16 protein-coding genes are annotated in these 17,044 nt (G+C 40.1%); 5 read left to right on the top strand and 11 right to left on the bottom strand.

The annotated features are described in order from the left end of the window. Positions 1–693 precede the first annotated feature (693 nt). From OXPF_RS02455 to OXPF_RS02415, 9 genes are all read right to left on the bottom strand, one after another. Entirely contained in the window at positions 694–1,353 is a 660-nt protein-coding gene (locus OXPF_RS02455; protein ID WP_054873624.1) for a TetR/AcrR family transcriptional regulator, read from the bottom strand. A 198-nt stretch (positions 1,354–1,551) separates the two neighbouring features. After that, positions 1,552–2,700, bottom strand: a complete 1,149-nt coding sequence (locus tag OXPF_RS02450; RefSeq protein WP_054873623.1) for a cysteine desulfurase family protein — start codon at positions 2,698–2,700, stop codon at positions 1,552–1,554. Positions 2,701–2,804: 104 nt separating this feature from the next. Further along, the gene (locus OXPF_RS02445; RefSeq protein ID WP_054873622.1) at positions 2,805–3,947 is read right to left on the bottom strand and encodes a SpoIIE family protein phosphatase; all 1,143 of its coding nucleotides are present in this window, start codon (positions 3,945–3,947) and stop codon (positions 2,805–2,807) included. A 57-nt stretch (positions 3,948–4,004) separates the two neighbouring features. Next, positions 4,005–5,723 (bottom strand): [Fe-Fe] hydrogenase large subunit C-terminal domain-containing protein, encoded by a 1,719-nt coding sequence (locus OXPF_RS02440; RefSeq protein ID WP_054873621.1) that lies wholly within the window; start codon positions 5,721–5,723, stop codon positions 4,005–4,007. 104 nt (positions 5,724–5,827) lie between these two features. Further along, positions 5,828–7,810, bottom strand: a complete 1,983-nt coding sequence (locus OXPF_RS02435; RefSeq protein ID WP_054873620.1) for a [FeFe] hydrogenase, group A — start codon at positions 7,808–7,810, stop codon at positions 5,828–5,830. A gap of 13 nt (positions 7,811–7,823) precedes the next feature. Continuing rightward, positions 7,824–9,713 (bottom strand): NADH-quinone oxidoreductase subunit NuoF, encoded by a 1,890-nt coding sequence (locus tag OXPF_RS02430; RefSeq protein WP_054873619.1) that lies wholly within the window; start codon positions 9,711–9,713, stop codon positions 7,824–7,826. Beyond that, on the bottom strand, positions 9,703–10,200 hold the full coding sequence (nuoE, locus tag OXPF_RS02425; protein WP_152967677.1) for an NADH-quinone oxidoreductase subunit NuoE: 498 nt from the start codon (positions 10,198–10,200) through the stop codon (positions 9,703–9,705). The genes OXPF_RS02430 and nuoE overlap by 11 nt, the downstream gene beginning before the upstream one ends. A 270-nt stretch (positions 10,201–10,470) precedes the next feature. Next, complete coding sequence (locus OXPF_RS02420; RefSeq protein ID WP_054873617.1) at positions 10,471–11,127, bottom strand: redox-sensing transcriptional repressor Rex; 657 nt, start codon at positions 11,125–11,127, stop codon at positions 10,471–10,473. Positions 11,128–11,523: 396 nt separating this feature from the next. Then, positions 11,524–12,438, bottom strand: a complete 915-nt coding sequence (locus OXPF_RS02415; protein WP_054873616.1) for a 4Fe-4S double cluster binding domain-containing protein — start codon at positions 12,436–12,438, stop codon at positions 11,524–11,526. Positions 12,439–12,548: 110 nt separating this feature from the next. On the opposite strand from OXPF_RS02415, the gene OXPF_RS02410 reads away from it, so the two are divergent. Next, positions 12,549–13,091 (top strand): CGNR zinc finger domain-containing protein, encoded by a 543-nt coding sequence (locus tag OXPF_RS02410; protein WP_054873615.1) that lies wholly within the window; start codon positions 12,549–12,551, stop codon positions 13,089–13,091. A 55-nt stretch (positions 13,092–13,146) separates the two neighbouring features. Here the strand turns inward: OXPF_RS02410 and OXPF_RS02405 are convergent, their stop codons facing one another. Together OXPF_RS02405 and OXPF_RS02400 are read right to left on the bottom strand one after the other, a co-directional pair. Further along, the gene (locus OXPF_RS02405; RefSeq protein ID WP_054873614.1) at positions 13,147–13,503 is read right to left on the bottom strand and encodes a DUF4363 family protein; all 357 of its coding nucleotides are present in this window, start codon (positions 13,501–13,503) and stop codon (positions 13,147–13,149) included. A gap of 17 nt (positions 13,504–13,520) precedes the next feature. Then, entirely contained in the window at positions 13,521–14,219 is a 699-nt protein-coding gene (locus OXPF_RS02400) for a DUF421 domain-containing protein (RefSeq protein WP_160317127.1), read from the bottom strand. A gap of 237 nt (positions 14,220–14,456) precedes the next feature. Here OXPF_RS02400 and OXPF_RS02395 point away from each other — a divergent pair, with 237 nt between their 5' ends. The 4 genes from OXPF_RS02395 to spoVAD are packed head-to-tail and all read left to right on the top strand — an operon-like array spanning position 14,457 to position 17,030. Further along, complete coding sequence (locus tag OXPF_RS02395; RefSeq protein WP_054873612.1) at positions 14,457–14,663, top strand: DUF1657 domain-containing protein; 207 nt, start codon at positions 14,457–14,459, stop codon at positions 14,661–14,663. Between the two features lie 13 nt (positions 14,664–14,676). Beyond that, positions 14,677–15,534 carry a DUF421 domain-containing protein gene (locus tag OXPF_RS02390; RefSeq protein WP_054873611.1) on the top strand — a complete coding sequence of 286 codons (858 nt, stop codon included), beginning with the start codon at positions 14,677–14,679 and terminating at the stop codon, positions 15,532–15,534. Between the two features lie 11 nt (positions 15,535–15,545). Beyond that, positions 15,546–16,025 carry a stage V sporulation protein AC gene (spoVAC, locus tag OXPF_RS02385; protein WP_054873610.1) on the top strand — a complete coding sequence of 160 codons (480 nt, stop codon included), beginning with the start codon at positions 15,546–15,548 and terminating at the stop codon, positions 16,023–16,025. Then, entirely contained in the window at positions 16,026–17,030 is a 1,005-nt protein-coding gene (spoVAD, locus tag OXPF_RS02380) for a stage V sporulation protein AD (protein ID WP_054873609.1), read from the top strand. The last annotated feature ends 14 nt before the right edge of the window (positions 17,031–17,044 follow it).

Below are 17,044 nucleotides of genomic sequence, written 5' to 3'. Positions count from 1 at the left end.
CATATTCCCCTTTCTTCATTAAAATTGAACTGATTCATTTTAATAAATACACAGGCCGGCCTATAATTGCTTATGACTGTTTTAGCAATGCATGTTTATTCGCAAATTTTACTATTTAATTTATATACAACTAAACATATAAAATTAAGCCTTAAAAAAGTAAATATCCAGAAATGCGCTAGCAACATTTCTTAGGACATCCTGCATTGCCTTAAAATTAAGCATGTGCAATTCGATTTGATATTAACATAGCGTTAAAATCATGTCAATATAAATTTAATAAATATATTAATTTAACAACTATATTATATTGTGCTTATATACGTAGATTTGTTGATACTTTTCGTCGTATGTTATACTTTAAACGCAAACATTTATATACATTTAAAATATAATGTAGAATTAAAATTTATATCAATGTATCTTTAATCTAAACTCCAATTAATTAATAATAGTATGTATAAAAAGGAAATTTGAACGTGGAAATCATTAGATTATTGGAATTTGACACAGGAACATAAAGAGCATAAACATAAAGAAAGGAAAAAATTTTGAAAGAAGTAAATGAGAGGTGGGTAAAGCAATATAACAGTCTGACTATAATGAGATATATTTATAGAACAGCCGCAATAAAAGAGTATACTATTGAAGCTGCCCTATAACCGTAAGCTATGGCCGGTATAGGGCAGCTTTTTATGATAGGTTCATAGAGTTATCGCAAGTAATTTCAATATTGGAAGAAATTTCGGTTGTGGTCTGGATATGTTTATTTATGAAATCTTCGGTTTGTCCGAGGGTTTTCAGAATATATCTGACATGGAAATCGCAGACCTCGTGTGGATTCAGCTGAACTTTTTCCGAAAAGAAGAAGTCTGGCACTGTAAATTGAAAAGGTGTGATTATTGATTCATAAAGTATTTTCTGCTTTAAATCAAGATTTAACGATAATTCTTTATCATACATATTCATAATAAGACTTTCAGCAGATTTGTGCTGTACTTTATAATATACATCGCGATAAAAACGGTAGTACTTTGGATATGCTGCGTAGAGTTCCATTTTTTTGCGGTATTCAACACCGTTTAATATCATCTCGGCAAAATTATTGTTCGGATACTGTATGTTAATTTTCTCTTTTATTAATAGCTTCCTGTCTTTAGATAGATGATTTTTAATTTCTAACATAAGATTATCGAATGATTTAAAGTGGTATACGATTGAGCTAATGTCCACATTAGCTTTTTTTGCTATTTGTGCATATGTGGTACTCTCCACTCCCTTTGAATAAAAAAGCTTCTTTGCAGCATTTTCAATTTTAAATTTTGTTTCTATTCCGGTTCTGTAAGTTGCCATTAAATTCCCTCTATATATAAAATCTATACCTATATTAAATTAAGCGTATTATATCACTATAGAGTCACACAAACAAGAGTTAAATTCTTAATATTTTAACCGTAACACATCTTCCATACAAGTCCGTACATTCAGAGAGCAGAGTATTTTTCATGCCCGCGCTTGGGGAGAATATCGGTAAGATGAAACTAATAAAGATTATTCTCCGATTCGCAGCTTTGAAATAACTAAAGGAACAACTTCCAGCAAATAGTCAATATCCTCTTCACTGTTGTGCTCATTAAGTGTAATCCGCAGGGTGCCATATGCAAGGGATTCCGTAGCCCCTGTTGCAAGCAGTATCCTCGAAGGCTTTATCGAGCCTGCGCTGCATGCGCTTGCCGAACTTGCAAATATGCCCTCTTTACTTAAGGCCGTAGTGATAGGTTTTTTATCCATCCCGTCAAAAGCAAAGGAAGCGTTTCCCGGAAGGCGGTTTTCGGGATCCCCTGTTAAATAGGATCCGGGAATTTTCAATATACCCTGGATAAGCTTATTCCTCATTGAAATAATTTTTCTGCTGTTGTCCTCCATATGTGCCACAGCTTCCTCGATTGCAGCAGCCATACCCACTGCGCCAGGCACATTCTCAGTTCCTGACCTTGAACCTCTTTCCTGACCTCCTCCATATATAATGGGAGGGATTGGACAGCCTATTTTTACATACAGCGCACCTATACCCTTGGGGCCTTGAAATTTGTGTGCGGACATGGAAAGCATGTCGACTCCCAGCTCCCTGACATTGATCTTAATGTGTCCAACTGCCTGCACCGCATCTGTATGGAAAAGCACTTTCCTTTTGTGTGCAACGTTACACAGCTCTTTTATGGGCAAGATGGTACCGATTTCGTTGTTGGCCATCATAATACTTATCAGGACCGTGTCCTCCCTTATAGCGTCTGAAAGCTGCTCAGGCGTTATCATTCCATGTTTGTCGACAGGCAGGTAGGTTACCCCATATCCTTGTTTTTCAAGGACTTCAGCCGTCTTTATTACAGCATTATGCTCAATAGAGGTAGTAATTATGTGCTTCCCTTTCGATGAGCGCAGTTCTGCTGCTCCCCGCAGCGCCCAGTTGTCCGATTCTGTTCCTCCGGAGGTAAAGAAAATTTCGTTATTTCTAGCTCCTATTGCCTTTGCAACAATCCTTCTAGACCGTTCAAGGGCAGCTCTTGCATCCAGTCCATACTCATGTATTGCTGAAGGATTGGCATAGCAATTGCTAAAATAAGGAAGCATGGCATTAAACGCCCTATCGGAAAGCGCAGTGGTGGCTGCGTTGTCAACGTATACTTTTCTTTTTTCCATGATTATCACTCTCTTAATTATAAGTATTTTATAATAGCACTTCATTCAAAGGGCCTTGATCAGCGCGAAAACATCAGCTACCTAAAAGTCCAATCCATATCACATCAATAAAATTTATTTACAACAAGCTTGCCCTTTTCCTTGAGTTTTTCTGCAATAAGCCTTATTGTTGTCTCTCTGGGGCGTATTCCAAGCTGCTTAAAAATAAGGTCCGAATGGGCATAGTTCATAGCCCGGCCCACCATAAAAGTAACCACATCAGCTTTGAGCATTAAAGAACATAGCCGCTCCACAGGAGAATCATAGCTGAAGGCACCAGGATTTTCATCAAGAATATTGTTAATCTGATTGAGTATAACTACGCCCTCGGTGATCATATCAATTCCCTCCATGAAATATTCCGGAGGGCTCCCAAAGGAAGTGCCGGCGTTTTTAAGCTTTATATCCCGTTTAAGCTCCCGGGATAATATTTCGGCTGTGGTTGAACCGCATACCACACGGGTTCCGGGATATGTCATGAATTCATCTATAAAATCCCTGTCTTTGGATTTAATAATAGGAGGCCCGGACAGCACGGTAATCTGCTGGGATTCACGGCAGTTAAGTATTGCAACAGTGGTGTCGTCCTCATACCGCCCGCTGGATACCAGGGATGTCATTTTCAGTATCCTCTCAGGAAGCTCTTTTAAGGCGCATCCCCTGCTCAAACAGTGATTGATAAAATCAACAAGGCCTGATGAACCTATTCCCAGGTCCAAGCCATGGCTTAAGCCCGCCTGAGTGACACCGTCAGAACATATGACAAGGCTGTCTCCTACTGATAACATACCCGAACATTCTCCAATAACCTCATAGCTTGCCGTATGAAAATGCTGCTTAAGAATACTTGCCGTACCATCTCTTATCAGAATAGGCTCAGGAGCTTCGTATGTGAATACGGTAAACTGACCATCGTGAAGAATCCTGACAGCAGAAAAGGCTGAAAAAGGGATATCCTCTTTTCTTGCCCTGTGCATAGAATCAGCCACCATTTCACATACCGAGCGAAGAGTTATGCCTGCCTTGAACAGTTCGATGATACGGCTGGCACAGGATATCGCTGCAATATTGGCATAAACACCGGAACCAATACCGTCACAAAGAACGAACTCGGTTATATCCAGTGTGCGCTCACGCAAAAAGACATCTCCGCACACAAGCTTTCCCATTTTTTTAGCCTGTCCCACAAAATCCTCAAAAAACTTCAAACTGTTTCACCTCAACTTAGATAGAATTTATTCCACGCAATCTTATTGCTCGGAATGCTATTCCTCGAACAAATCCATAATACGCATGACCAGCTCTTCGCTTCGCGCCGTGCTCTTTCCGAGGTAGTGAGCCATCTCCTGCGAAAACTTAATCTGATGATCAAGAAGTTCTTTTGCCTGTTCCAGAGTCTGATTTTTTATAAGATCAATCTGACTGTCGTCGAATTTTATTTTAGTAACGTCGGTATACAGCCCTACATACTGGGATTCATCAGGAAGAGCATACAAAAGCTCATGATACTTTTTACCGTTTTTGCTTTTTATAGCCTCATAAAGTTTCACCGATCCCGACGCAAGCTTTTCATAGCCATTGGTATCAAGAAGGTAGGAAATGTGCCGCCCCAGTATTCCGTTATTGCATATAAACATCTTTTGAAAGGCCGGATTCATATGCATTATTTGCAATTCATTGTTTAAGATTATCACTCCGTTTGGAGTAGTTTCAATGATTCTGTCGCTATGCTGCTTTGCAAGCCTGCGCATGTACGGAATACACATTTCAGGCTCAGCCATTCCTTTAACAACAGCAATTGCGTTATCTCTGCACGACTCATAGCCGCAGGCTCCGCAGTTCAATTGAAGCTTGGGATCACTTTTGCCCGTTGCTTCAAACACCTGATTTATTCTGTTTTCATCTACCTCGTAAGCAGAAAGGCTAATGTTCTCGTTTTCGAATAAGGCTCTTGATGAAATCGCTCTGTCAATGTCCCTATCTGATATCGTAGATTTTTCAGCATAGGAAATAACATTCTGCTTTCTTATGAAAATATTTTTATCTGTGGAAATACCTGGGCCGTTTATGCATCCTCCCGAACAGAACAAGGGCTCCACAACGGAGTACTTCCAGTCTGAAGGCGGGATTTCAAAGAGTCCTATGACATCATTAGCCCCGCTAATATGCATCACGTCGGCATTTGTGCCGTCACAATCTATGCTGCCGGTTTTTAGAAGACCGCCTTGCAGTGGAAAAAGGCGCGCTTTATCTATATTGCCGTAACTTTCAAAATTCCCTTCGGGACAAGCGGCAAGGTCTATTCTCTCTTCGTTAAGCCATTGAATAAGTTCGGTAAAGGTAAGAACGGCATCAATGGCATCGGCGTTTTCAGGACGTACTGCCTCCAGCTTCTTTGCTGCGCAAGGTCCTATGAAAACCACGGCACAATCCTTGCCGTGACGTTTCTTCAGGAGTTTCCCATGGGCAACCATTGGAGAAACTACCGGAATAAGCATATCAGTATACTCAGGACGATACTTTTCTATATAGTTAACAACAGCGGGGCAGGCAGTACAAATAGTTCCTTTATTTTTATTTTTCAATGTTTCTTCCGTAACCAGCAAAGCCCCCTCGGCTGTTTCCGAAACATATTTAAACCCAAGTTTGTGCAATGCATAAGGAAGCCGGGTTGCACGCCATCCGTCAAAAATTGCTGCAAAGGAGGGAGCAACGCTTACAGCCACAGGTCTTTTGGAAGATAACAAATCCTTAACCAAATCAAGGCTCGAGCGGATGGTTTTGGCATGCTGAGGACACTCTCTGACACATGTTCCGCATTTTATACAAAAATTGTCCTCAATTCTTGCCTGTCCATTGCGCACGCTTATGGCTTTCACAGGGCATACCCTGACACAGCGGTAGCAATCCTGGCAGTTTGCGGTAACCGTGTATACTGTTTTCTGATGGTTATTGAGCGGATTAATATTTGTTGCTGATGGCATAAAAATCCACCTCCACTTTTGATATTAAAGCATTGCGAAATACGTTTGCAACATATTTCGCAATGCTTTGATTATTTACAGCAGATTCATGATTTAGGTATATTTTATATTATCTCTTCTATTTCTTTTACAGCCATTTCAAAAGTGCATTGGTTAATTGATTTGCCATTAACTTTTATAACAGGTCCTTTTTTACACTGCTCACTGCAAAACGAGATTATAATTTCTGTCTGGTCCTCAATACCTCTTTGACGGACATATTCCATAAGCATTCTGTATAAATCCTGAGACCCCCGGATAAAGCAGCTTGTTCCGAAGCATATTTTAAGCTGAAGCTTTTTATCTGTTCCTGCTTCTGTGATCATAATATCTTCTCCGGAAATTCTCTTCCTGTTTTTATAAACGGTATGCAGCAATTCATGGGCTTTATGTTCATCCAGATCCGCATCATAAACCTTCTGAAGATAAGGATTTTCCTGAGAGCTGTGTACCTGAAGCATTACGTCATTGTCGTACAAACCCTTGGCACGGGCTTTTACTCCATTGCTTGAATCTGTCACCGGCTGTCCGCCGCCGTTTACGCAGCCGCCGCAGCATGCCATTACCTCAACAAGGTCAAAGTATTCTTCACCGCGGCGTATTTTATCTATAAGCTTGCGGGTATTGCCAAGACCGCTGACAATAGCTAAGCGGAGAACTTTGCCTCCAACGTTGACTTCGGTAATCTTTAGATTGGAATCCACGCGAAGCTGCTTATAATCGGTAAAAGAATTATTCGTAACTTTATCAACCGCATATCTTAAAACTGCCTCGCTTACGCCTCCGGAGGTACCGAAAATTACAGATGCGCCTGATTTAAAGCCAAAGGGCATATCAAAGGAACCAGGCTCAAGACTGCTAAATTCTATACCGCGTTCTTTAATCATGAGGGCCAGTTCCTGGGTGGTAAGAACAAAATCTACATCCTTATTTCCGTTTACCCGGAATTCCTCCCTGTTCGCCTCGTATTTCTTGGCCGTACAGGGCATTATTGAGACTACAACCAAGTCTTCTCTCTTGATGTTTGCTTCTTTTGTCAATTTATCCTTGCAAAGTGACCCGAACATCTGTTGAGGGGAACGGCAGGAGGAGATGTTCGGCAGCATGTCGGGATAATACTGCTCTGCAAATTTCACCCATCCTGGACAGCATGAAGTAAACTGAGGAAGATTATCGCCCTTTTCAAGGCGCTTTAAAAACTCGTTGCCTTCCTCAATAACGGTCAGGTCGGCTGCAAAGCATGTGTCATATACTTTATTGAAGCCCATCATACGTAGAGCGGAAACAATCTGCCCCGTTGTTACTGTCCCGGGCTCAAATCCGAAATACTCACCCAGGGCTACACGGACTGCCGGCGCAATTTGTACGACAACAGTCTTTAATTTATCATGTATGGCATTCCAGACGTCGTTTATCTGGTATTTAGGAGTTAGCGCCCCTACAGGACATGCCTTTATACATTGCCCGCAGTTTACGCATTCAACTTCTCCGATTCCTTTTTTAAAGCTTGGAGTAACAACGGAATTGGCACCGCGGCCGGCAAAGTCAAGGACACCCACTGATTGGATTTCCCTGCAAACACGTACGCAGTCCCCGCACAGCACACATTTTGCAGGATCGCGAAGAATTGCATCAGAAGACAGGTCCATTTGAGGGAATGCTTCAGTTTGCTTGAAACGGACTGTTGAAATACCCATCTGATGAGCAATTTTCTGGAGCCTGCAATCGCCGCTCTTTGGACAGGTTGTACAATTTTGATCGTGATTTGCAAGCATAAGCTCAACAATCATTTTACGCATGTCTCTTATTTGCTTTGTATTGGTACTGATAACCATACCATCGCTTACAGGAGTGGAACAGGCCGGCACAATACCTCTGCCGCTAACCTCAACCATGCACATACGGCAGGCTCCATAAATGCTTATGTCGGAATGATAGCAGAAAGTCGGCAGTTCGATGTGAGCTTTTTTAATAAGCTCCAGAAGATTGCGCTCGTCTTCTATTTGCACCTCGATATTATCTATAACAGCACTTAGTGTTTTAATCATTTTCATACCCCTCCTACTCAATGGCTATTGCGCTAAACTTGCAGGTTTGCATACAGGCGCCGCATTTTATACATTTATCCTTGTCGATGATATAAGGAACGCCTTTTTCACCTGAAATAGCGCTTACCGGACATTTTTTTGAACAAGCTCCGCAGCTTTTGCATTTTTCCGAATTAATGGCATACTTTTTAAAAGCTTCACATCTGTCTGCCGGACAACGCTTTTCAAAAACATGGGCGTTATATTCATCCCTGAAATATCTTAAAGTGGACAGAACCGGATTGGGGGCAGTCTTGCCCAAACCGCACAGCGAACCGATCTTCACAGTGTTTGCAAGCTCTTCAAGTAGATTGAGAGTCTCACCTGTTGCTCTCCCCTGAATGATATCATCAAGAAGCGCCAGCATTTGCTTTGTACCTTCTCTGCAGGGTACACACTTTCCGCAGGATTCATTTTGAGTAAATTGCATGAAGAACCTGGCTATCTGGACGATACAGGTTTGATTGTTCATGACAACAAGTCCGCCGGATCCCACCATAGCGCCTACCGCTCCAAGGTTTTCATAATCAAGTGGCATGTCCAAGTGTTCTTTAGTCAGACATCCGCCGGAGGGGCCGCCTATTTGAACAGCTTTAAAATCACTGCCGCAGATTGTTCCGTCATCATTTACAGCTCCGCCGCCGATATCATCCACAATCTGCCTTAGTGTTGTACCGAAGGGAACCTCAATAAGGCCGGTATTTGCAACATGTCCTGTAAGGGCAAAGGTTTTTGTGCCTTTTGATTTTTCCGTTCCTATTGATGAATATTGACCTGAGCCCATCTGCATTACAATAGGCACTGAGGCAAGGGTTTCAACATTATTTATGACTGTCGGCTTTCCAAATAAACCGCTTTCTGCAGGGAAAGGAGGCTTGGGAACCGGCATGCCCCGCTTGCCTTCAATGGAAGCAATGAGCGCTGTTTCTTCGCCACATACGAAAGCGCCGGCACCTTCCATAACATGAATATCAAATTCCATATGGCTTCCGAAAATGTTTTTTCCCAAAATACCTGCTGCTCTTGCATCGTCTATAGCTATCCTCAGCCTTTCAACAGCCAGAGGATACTCCGTTCTTACATATATATAGCCTTCTGTACCGCCAATGGCTTTAGCTGCAATAATCATACCCTCAAGCACGCTGTGAGGGTTGCCTTCCATAACACAGCGGTCCATAAAGGCACCGGGATCTCCTTCATCACCGTTGCAGATGACATATTTGACATCGCTTTTATGAATCCGCGTCAAATCCCATTTTCTCCCTGTAGGGAAGCCGGCGCCGCCACGTCCGCGAAGGCCTGATTCCAGCATTGTGTCGCAAATTTCTTTGTCAGACATTTCACAAATAGCCTTGCGGGCCATTGCATATCCGCCGTTTGCAATATATTCTTCTATATCCTGAGCATCTATATATCCGCAGAGCTTAAGTACTGTGCGCTGCTGCAGCTTATAAAAAGGAATATGCTGTATATCGGCATTTGCTGTGCCATCATTGGGAGAGTGATAAAAAAGGCGTGTTATAAGCTTCCCTTTAACAAGTGTTTCATCCACAATTTCCTCCACATCTTCAGGCTTTACTTTAGTATATAGTACGCCCTGAGGATATAAAGTAACGAGGGGGCCCATCTGGCAGAAACCCTGGCAACCGCTTTCGGAAATGATATAATCTGCCTTTTCTTTCCTCGTGGTAACAGCAACCGAAAGTCCTTTTTCCTTTATCACTTCCAGGAATTTTGCATACACCTCAAGAGAACCGTTTGCCACACAGCCCGTTCCGGCACATATGATAATTCTGGCTTTATATTGACTCATGCATTCATCAAAAATCTGTTTTCTCTCTTCAAGAGTAATATTATTGGACATTATCTAATTCCTCCTTTTTAATACTGTCTAAGAGCGCAAGGGTTTTTTCAGGAGTCATGAGTCCGTGGACCTTTTCATCTACTACTACGGCCGGCGCGAGCCCGCAGGCGCCAAGACATGCGACGGTTTCAAGGGTAAACATCATATCTTTTGTAGTTTTATTATTCTTGTTTAATCCGAGATCCTTTTCAAGAGCATTGAGGATTCCTTCCGACTTCTTTACATGACATGCCGTTCCGTCACATATCTTAATAACATGCTTGCCTTTCGGTTCAAGAGTAAAGTGCGCATAAAATGTCGCAACTCCATAAACTGTCGAAGGAGATATATCAAGGGCGACAGATATAAAAGTCATTATCTCCTCGGGAAGATACTTGTACTCTGCCTGTATGTCCTGGAGAATCGGGATAAGTTTGCTTGGACTGCGGTCATATTTGTCCAGAATGATACAGGCACGGTCAAATTTAGATGAAATACTGTTTGCCATTAATTTAACCTCCAATTATTAAAACAAGTTATAAATAATATTTTTGGCTGAGTTTTGTACTCAAATTAAGGATAAGAGATTCTGGAATTGTACATCCTGACTTAAAGACATTTATTATAAGTTATTTATTTAACACAGTTGCTTACAGTAATACCTGAAGTATAGTGGCTTATATAAATCAATCTTCTGTGTTTATGAAATAAAATGATAGTATTCATAATGGTTTGTTTGTACAAATTTTTGGTATGTACCGTTTGGTGTGCTTAAAGTCTATTTTCTGACTTTTGACTTTTTCTTCAGATGCTTTGAAAGTACGGCAAGTGAGGAAGCAATATTTTCATTTTGAACGATAATGCCGTCAGGTACGTTAAGCTGAATTGAAGTAAAATTCCAGATTGCTTGGATGCCGGCTTCCAAAAGCAAATCACATACCTCCTGGGCGCTTTCCCCTGTAACTGTTATTATTCCGATATTTATGTGAAGTCTTTGACAAAGGTCTTTAAGCTTTGAAATCGGAAATATGCGCTTACCGTTTATTTCCGTTCCTATTACAGACTCATCAACATCAAAACCAACGAGTATTTTCATTCCGTAGTTCTCAAAGCCATTATACTTAAGAAGTGAACAGCCTAAGCAGCCTACCCCTACAAGTACGGCCTCGTTCATATTGCCATATCCAAGATACTCCTCAAGGCTTATAATAAGTTTTTCAAGAAGATATCCTGTCTTTGGCCTGCCGCCGCTTTTTATCGAAGCAAGATCCTTTCTTACCTGTACTTCATTCAGATTTAAAGCTTTAGCTATTATGGGTGAGGATATGATCTTAATTTCATCCTTATCAAGAGATTTGAGATATCCAAGATATAAGGGAAGGCGTTTTAGTGTCTGAATTGAAATGGGCGGGTTTATTTTTTCATTATCAGTCATGCCACTATTCCTCTCAAATTTAATCGATAACAGTATATCGATAAACTTTTATCGATTTAAATTATACTGATTTTTATTTATTTATGCAATAAAAAAAACTACGTTTTTTGCAGTTATATGTTATACATCTTATTTTCTTTGTGTTATAGTATACATAAAAAATGCACCTCCAAGTATTAGCCGTTTCTGGCTAGCATTTGAGGTGCATATCTTGAATTGCCACCTTGATCTCAATCTCAAAGGAATAATTCTCTATTCTATTCATCCAAAGTCTCAATTATAAAATCCACGCTCCTGTTTAAAGCCATTCCTTCAACGGTATCATTATCGGCGCCGGAAACGCTTATCCAGACTGTTCTTTTGTTATTTTTTAAATAAAAATGTTACAATAATAATTTATTTAATAAGCCCCTTAATCAAGCGGATATTTCTTGGAAGAATATGCAAATAAGATTCCATTCCCATGAAAGATATCTTATTTCTCATTTCCTCGGGAAGACTTTCAAAATCTTTTCCGTCAAGTATCATTTCTGTCTCTTTTTCAGAAAAGCAAATCCTGTCCTCTACCAGATTAATTCTATCTTTATTATGAGGACAGACATCCTGGCATCTCATGCATCCTACAACAGCATTATGCCAGTCAGCATTTACCCATTCAGGTATTGGTTCATCGCTCTCGTTAAAATTTGTCAGGCAATGATGAGCCCGAATCACAAACCTGCTTTTATCAATTGCACCGGTAGGGCAATTATCAATGCACAGAGAGCAGCTGCTGCAGCTTTTAATTGCCTTAACCTCACCCCAGCTGTCCTCCTCAAATTCATAGTCGGTAACAAAAGCCGACAATCTGAAAAAACTTCCAAACTCTGATACATAACAAATATTATTCCGCCCATACTGTCCCAATCCGCTTCTGACGGCTAATAATTTAAATGGCAGGCGGACTCTTACAAAGTCATGCCCATTTTCTGCGAAAACGCGATTTAATATCCCTGTTACCCGGTTATCAATGGTTGGATATATATATGTAGGAGGAACGACCATATCAAAGGATTTTCCCTTAAATTGAAATTCAGCAAGGCTTTTACCTTGTGGAGAGGCAATTACCATCACTGATTTTGCATCAGGTAATATACTTATGTAGTCATAGTTAAAATCTGCAAGGTTATTTCTATAGAAACTTTTATCTATTAATCCCTGTTCTGCAAATGTTTTAAAGTCTCTGCTGATTTCTTTTAAGTGTTCAGCTTTAAAAACTTTGATTTTGAAACCCGCAGCTTCAATTTCTGAATATAAACTGTCCTCTATCATATTTTCCTCCTTTTTATGTAACCTGTATTTTGACATTTTTTAGTTACATTATTATAATAATATTAATTCAAAGCTTTGTAACTGTCAACAATTAAATTGGAGGTTACGTCATGGATTTTTTATGCCTTGAGTTTGTAAACAGCAGTTGGTACATTACACATAAATTATTTAATGATCCCTTAAGAAACAATGACTGGCTGTTAAGCTTCGCTGACAAGTGGAATATTAAATCATTATCAGCTCCCACAGAAGCAGAGTTAAAAAGACTGATAGATATGAGAAAACATTTAGCAGAAATTTTTGCGAAGATAGCCGGAGGAGAAAAACTGCTTAATGATGATATAGAGTTTATCAATGGTTATATGTCATGTGTAAGTTTTTTTAGAGTGCTTAATGTAGATAAAGAAAACAGAAAATTATATGAAGAGCCATTAGTCCACGGCTGGAAATGGTTTATGGCTGAAATTGCTGCGTCTTTTTCCAGGCTTTATTCCTCACAATATGTTAACAATCTGAGAATATGCCAGAATCCTGAATGCGGGTGGTTTTTTATTGATGAAAGCAAGAAAAAGAACAGAAAGTGGTGCGATGACACCTGCGCCAGCCTTATGAAGGTTAGGAGATTCAGGCAAAGACAGAAAGAAAAAATATAAATATTTTTTGAAAGGATTGTTCGGTTTAGCACTTTATTGAATATTATAATCATTTTTACATGGAGCCGATATTTTTCCAATCTTCCTGAATCATAAGGATCAAAGCAAGTGAATCTGATTTTTCTTTGTTTTCTATATAAGCTCTTAATTGTGTAAAATTATTTTCTATGCTATTTACGTAATCATGGTCTATATCAATTTGTAGAATAGGTTTTATACTTTTCCATGCTTTATCAGCACTCTCTAAGCTCGCTCTGGCATTTTGCCAATCTTCGGTCCGAATGTGGTTTTCAGCTTCTTTAAGGTAACTGGAAAATCCGGTTTTATTGTCCATAGGCCTTCTTATAGGCCCACAGGCACATAATAATAGAAAAATACCAAGCACTATTAATAATGAAATATATTTTTTCAATTCTATACCTCCCTTACTCAATTTTGGGTAGAAATAACATAAGATTGTTTATCTCCCATTAAATCCACATACAGGTTTCCCTTTGTATCCAGTTGAGCTATAGAAACTTCGCTGATATTGATAATATTCTGTTTACCCAGTTGATGCTGGAGCCATGCATTGGACAGCTTCAGCGAGTATAAGGCATCAGTCAGCAAAACTCCGTCTGATATAAGCACAGTGGGCAGCCCTTCATACTGGGTTTGTATATTTAAATCGCCTGGTGTAACGGGCTGTTTTTGAGATTTTTTTAATATACTTAACTTGCCATTGGCCTCAAATAAAGCAAACTCTACATCAGCGATGCTAAATACGCCCTGGTTTCTGAGCTGGGATATAAGATCATCAATAGAAAGATGTAATTTTTTTAGATTCTTTTCTAATATATTGCTATTTTCTATAACAACAGTGGCTTCCCCTTCAACAACTTTTCTGACCCATACATTATGAACGCTTAAAACTGCAAGCAGTATAGGCAGTATTGTCCAGACACCCATACCTGCCAGAGTCGCCGTCGTATTTTGATTAACCTGCACCGAGAGTGTTGAGGCTATGGAACCAATTGTGATGCCTACAACATAGTCAAAGAATGTAAGCTGCGCCATCTGCTGTTTACCCATAAGCCGTACAAGAATCAGCAGGGAAAAGAATGAAATAAAGGACCGTATAATTACCACAAAAATAATATTCAAATTGATATCACTTCTTTCCTGTAGCCCATGTCAGTTTCTATTTCAGTTATTCTTTAGTTTTAGGGAATCTAAAAATAGTATGCATACAAAGCTTTAATATTTTACATGCTGCTTTCACTTTATTTTAACTCTATTTAATTATGTAATGTATTCCACATGATATTTAGGAGGATAAAACAAGAAAAGAAGAAAAAAATAGTATTGTAAGGCAGGTGATTTAATGTGACGGTAGCATCCCAGTTAAAGCAGACAATAGCCACCCTAAAGGGTGTCGAAAGTACATTGAAGGTTTACCGGCTGCAATCTCAGGATGAAGATACCAAGTCAGCATATCAGGAAGCTATAGATACTGCAAATGAAGTTATTAATGATCTTGAAAACAGGTCAAAAACTTTGGAGTTCGAGGAACCACAATATAAAGGATATTAAGTGAGGGAAGTATATGAAGGACTGGGTTGAAATATTGATTAGGTCAGTATCCTTATTTCTAATAGTCTTGTTTTTTACAAGGATAATGGGTAAAGGGAGCCTGTCAAGAATGTCGCCATTTAAGCTGATAAACTTGACTGTAATGGCTATAATTGCCTCCTTTTTATCATTGAAGCTCACAACCCTTACATTTGGGTCTATTGCCCTGAGTGTCTGGGTACTACTAACCATTGCTTTGGAATATCTGTCCATAAAAAGTAAATGGGTGCACGATCTTGTATTTGGAAAAGAGACAGTGCTTATAAAACAAGGGAAAGTTATGGAAGAGAACCTTTTACAGGTAAGATTAACCGGCGAAGAGCTTTTAAGAGAATTACGGTCTAAAAATGCTTTTAACCTGGCTGATGTTGAATTTGCTGTAATGGAGACCACAGGAGAAATAAGCGTACTTTTAAAATCAGATAAAAAACCTATAACTCCCCATGATTTTGGTCAGAAAGTAGCACCCCAGTCTGAATCCCAGACAGTGATACTTGATGGCAACATACTCGACGAGCCCTTAAGCAACATGGGGTTAAACCGGAGATGGCTAATTACACAGCTTTCTGGTTTAGGAATAGCCCTTGAAAATGTGTTCATAGGGCAGGTGGACTCTTCAGGTGACCTGTACGTGGATTTGTTTGACGACAGTATACAGACTCCGCAGCCTAAGGTAAAGGAACTTCTTTATGCAAATCTCGAAAGAACTCATGCTGATCTTCTGAAGTTTGCATTACAGACAGAGAATGCTGAAGCTAAGGATGTTTACTCAAAAGACGCTGCTAAGCTTGATGCGGTATTAAATAAATTAAAACCATATTTATTACATTAGAAGGTGATAAAATGTCCAATATGAAAAAGAAAAAGCTTACCCCCACCCAGCAGGAATATCAAAAATTTGCTAAGGACAGAGAACCAAAACGTTCCGTTTTATTCAACTGCTTTAAGGCATTTTTAGTCGGAGGCATTATCTGTACTATAGGCCAAGGCATACAGATGATTTTTATACAATATTTCAACTTTACTGAAAAGACAGCCGGAAACCCAACCACTGCAGTGCTTATTATAGTTTCTGTGCTGCTTACAGGTCTTGGTGTATATGACCATATAGGACAGTGGGCCGGAGCAGGAAGTATTATCCCGGTTACAGGCTTTGCAAACACAATGGCTTCGGCAGCAATTGAACACCGGAGTGAAGGGTATGTACTCGGAGTGGGCGGAAATATGTTTAAAATTTCCGGACCGGTCATCACTTACGGTGTTTTTTCTGCCTTTGTGGTTGCTATTATAAAACTTACTATACAATGGTTAGGTGGGATATAAATGCTTTACGGGCATCAAACATGGGTTTTTAATTCCAAACCTGTTATTATTTCATCTGCTGCAGTTGGAGGTCCCTTTGAAGCAAACGGAAACCTGTCAGAGGATTTCGATATCCTGCACGAAGATATGTGGCTGGGCCAGGAAAGCTTTGAAAAAGCAGAAAAGAAGCTTTTAGAGCAGGCGGCAGAACTTGCAATAGATAAAGCTAATATAAAGAAAGAAGACGTGACCTTTTTTACAAGCGGAGATTTGATGAATCAAATTATCTCAAGCAGCTTTGCTGCCCGTACCCTTGGAATTCCATTTTTAGGCGTCTACGGTGCATGCTCAAGCTCCATGGAAGGGCTGGCACTGGCTTCTTTGATTATAGACAGCAAAAACGCAAATTACATAGTTGCAGCTGCGTCCAGTCACAATGGATCGTCGGAAAAGCAGTACAGATACCCTACGGAATACGGAGGCCAAAAACCCCCCTATGCCCAATGGACTGTGACTGGCGCAGGTGCAGCTTTGGTAGCACAGGAAGGTTCAGGGCCCAAAGTTAAATGCGCAACTATAGGGCGTGTTATTGATATGGGACTTTCCGACCCTTTTAATATGGGTGCTGCCATGGCTCCTGCTGCTGTTGATACCATAGAAGCACACTTTAGGGATTTACACATAAAGCCATCTCATTATGATGTTATCGCAACAGGGGATCTCGGAAGCGTAGGTCACCAAATCGCAGGGGATCTGTTAAATAAACACGGACTTGAAATACCTCCCGAAATATTTACAGACTGCGGTATACTTATATACAAAAAAGACCAGCCGGTATTCGCCGGAGGCAGCGGATGCGCATGTTCTGCTACAGTAACTTACGGCCATTTCATGAACCGTATGAAAAAGGGAGAGATAAAAAGGATGTTAATTGTAGCAACAGGTGCTTTGCTATCCCCCCTTTCATATCAGCAGAAGGAAAGTATACCTTGTATTGCCCATGCAGTATCCATAGAAATGGAATAAGGTGGTGATTGATT

The sequence above is a fragment of the Oxobacter pfennigii genome, assembly GCF_001317355.1.
GTDB classification, from domain to species: domain Bacteria; phylum Bacillota; class Clostridia; order Clostridiales; family Oxobacteraceae; genus Oxobacter; species Oxobacter pfennigii.
Note: the sequence above shows the minus strand (reverse complement) of the source record. Positions and strands in the feature narration are given on the sequence as shown.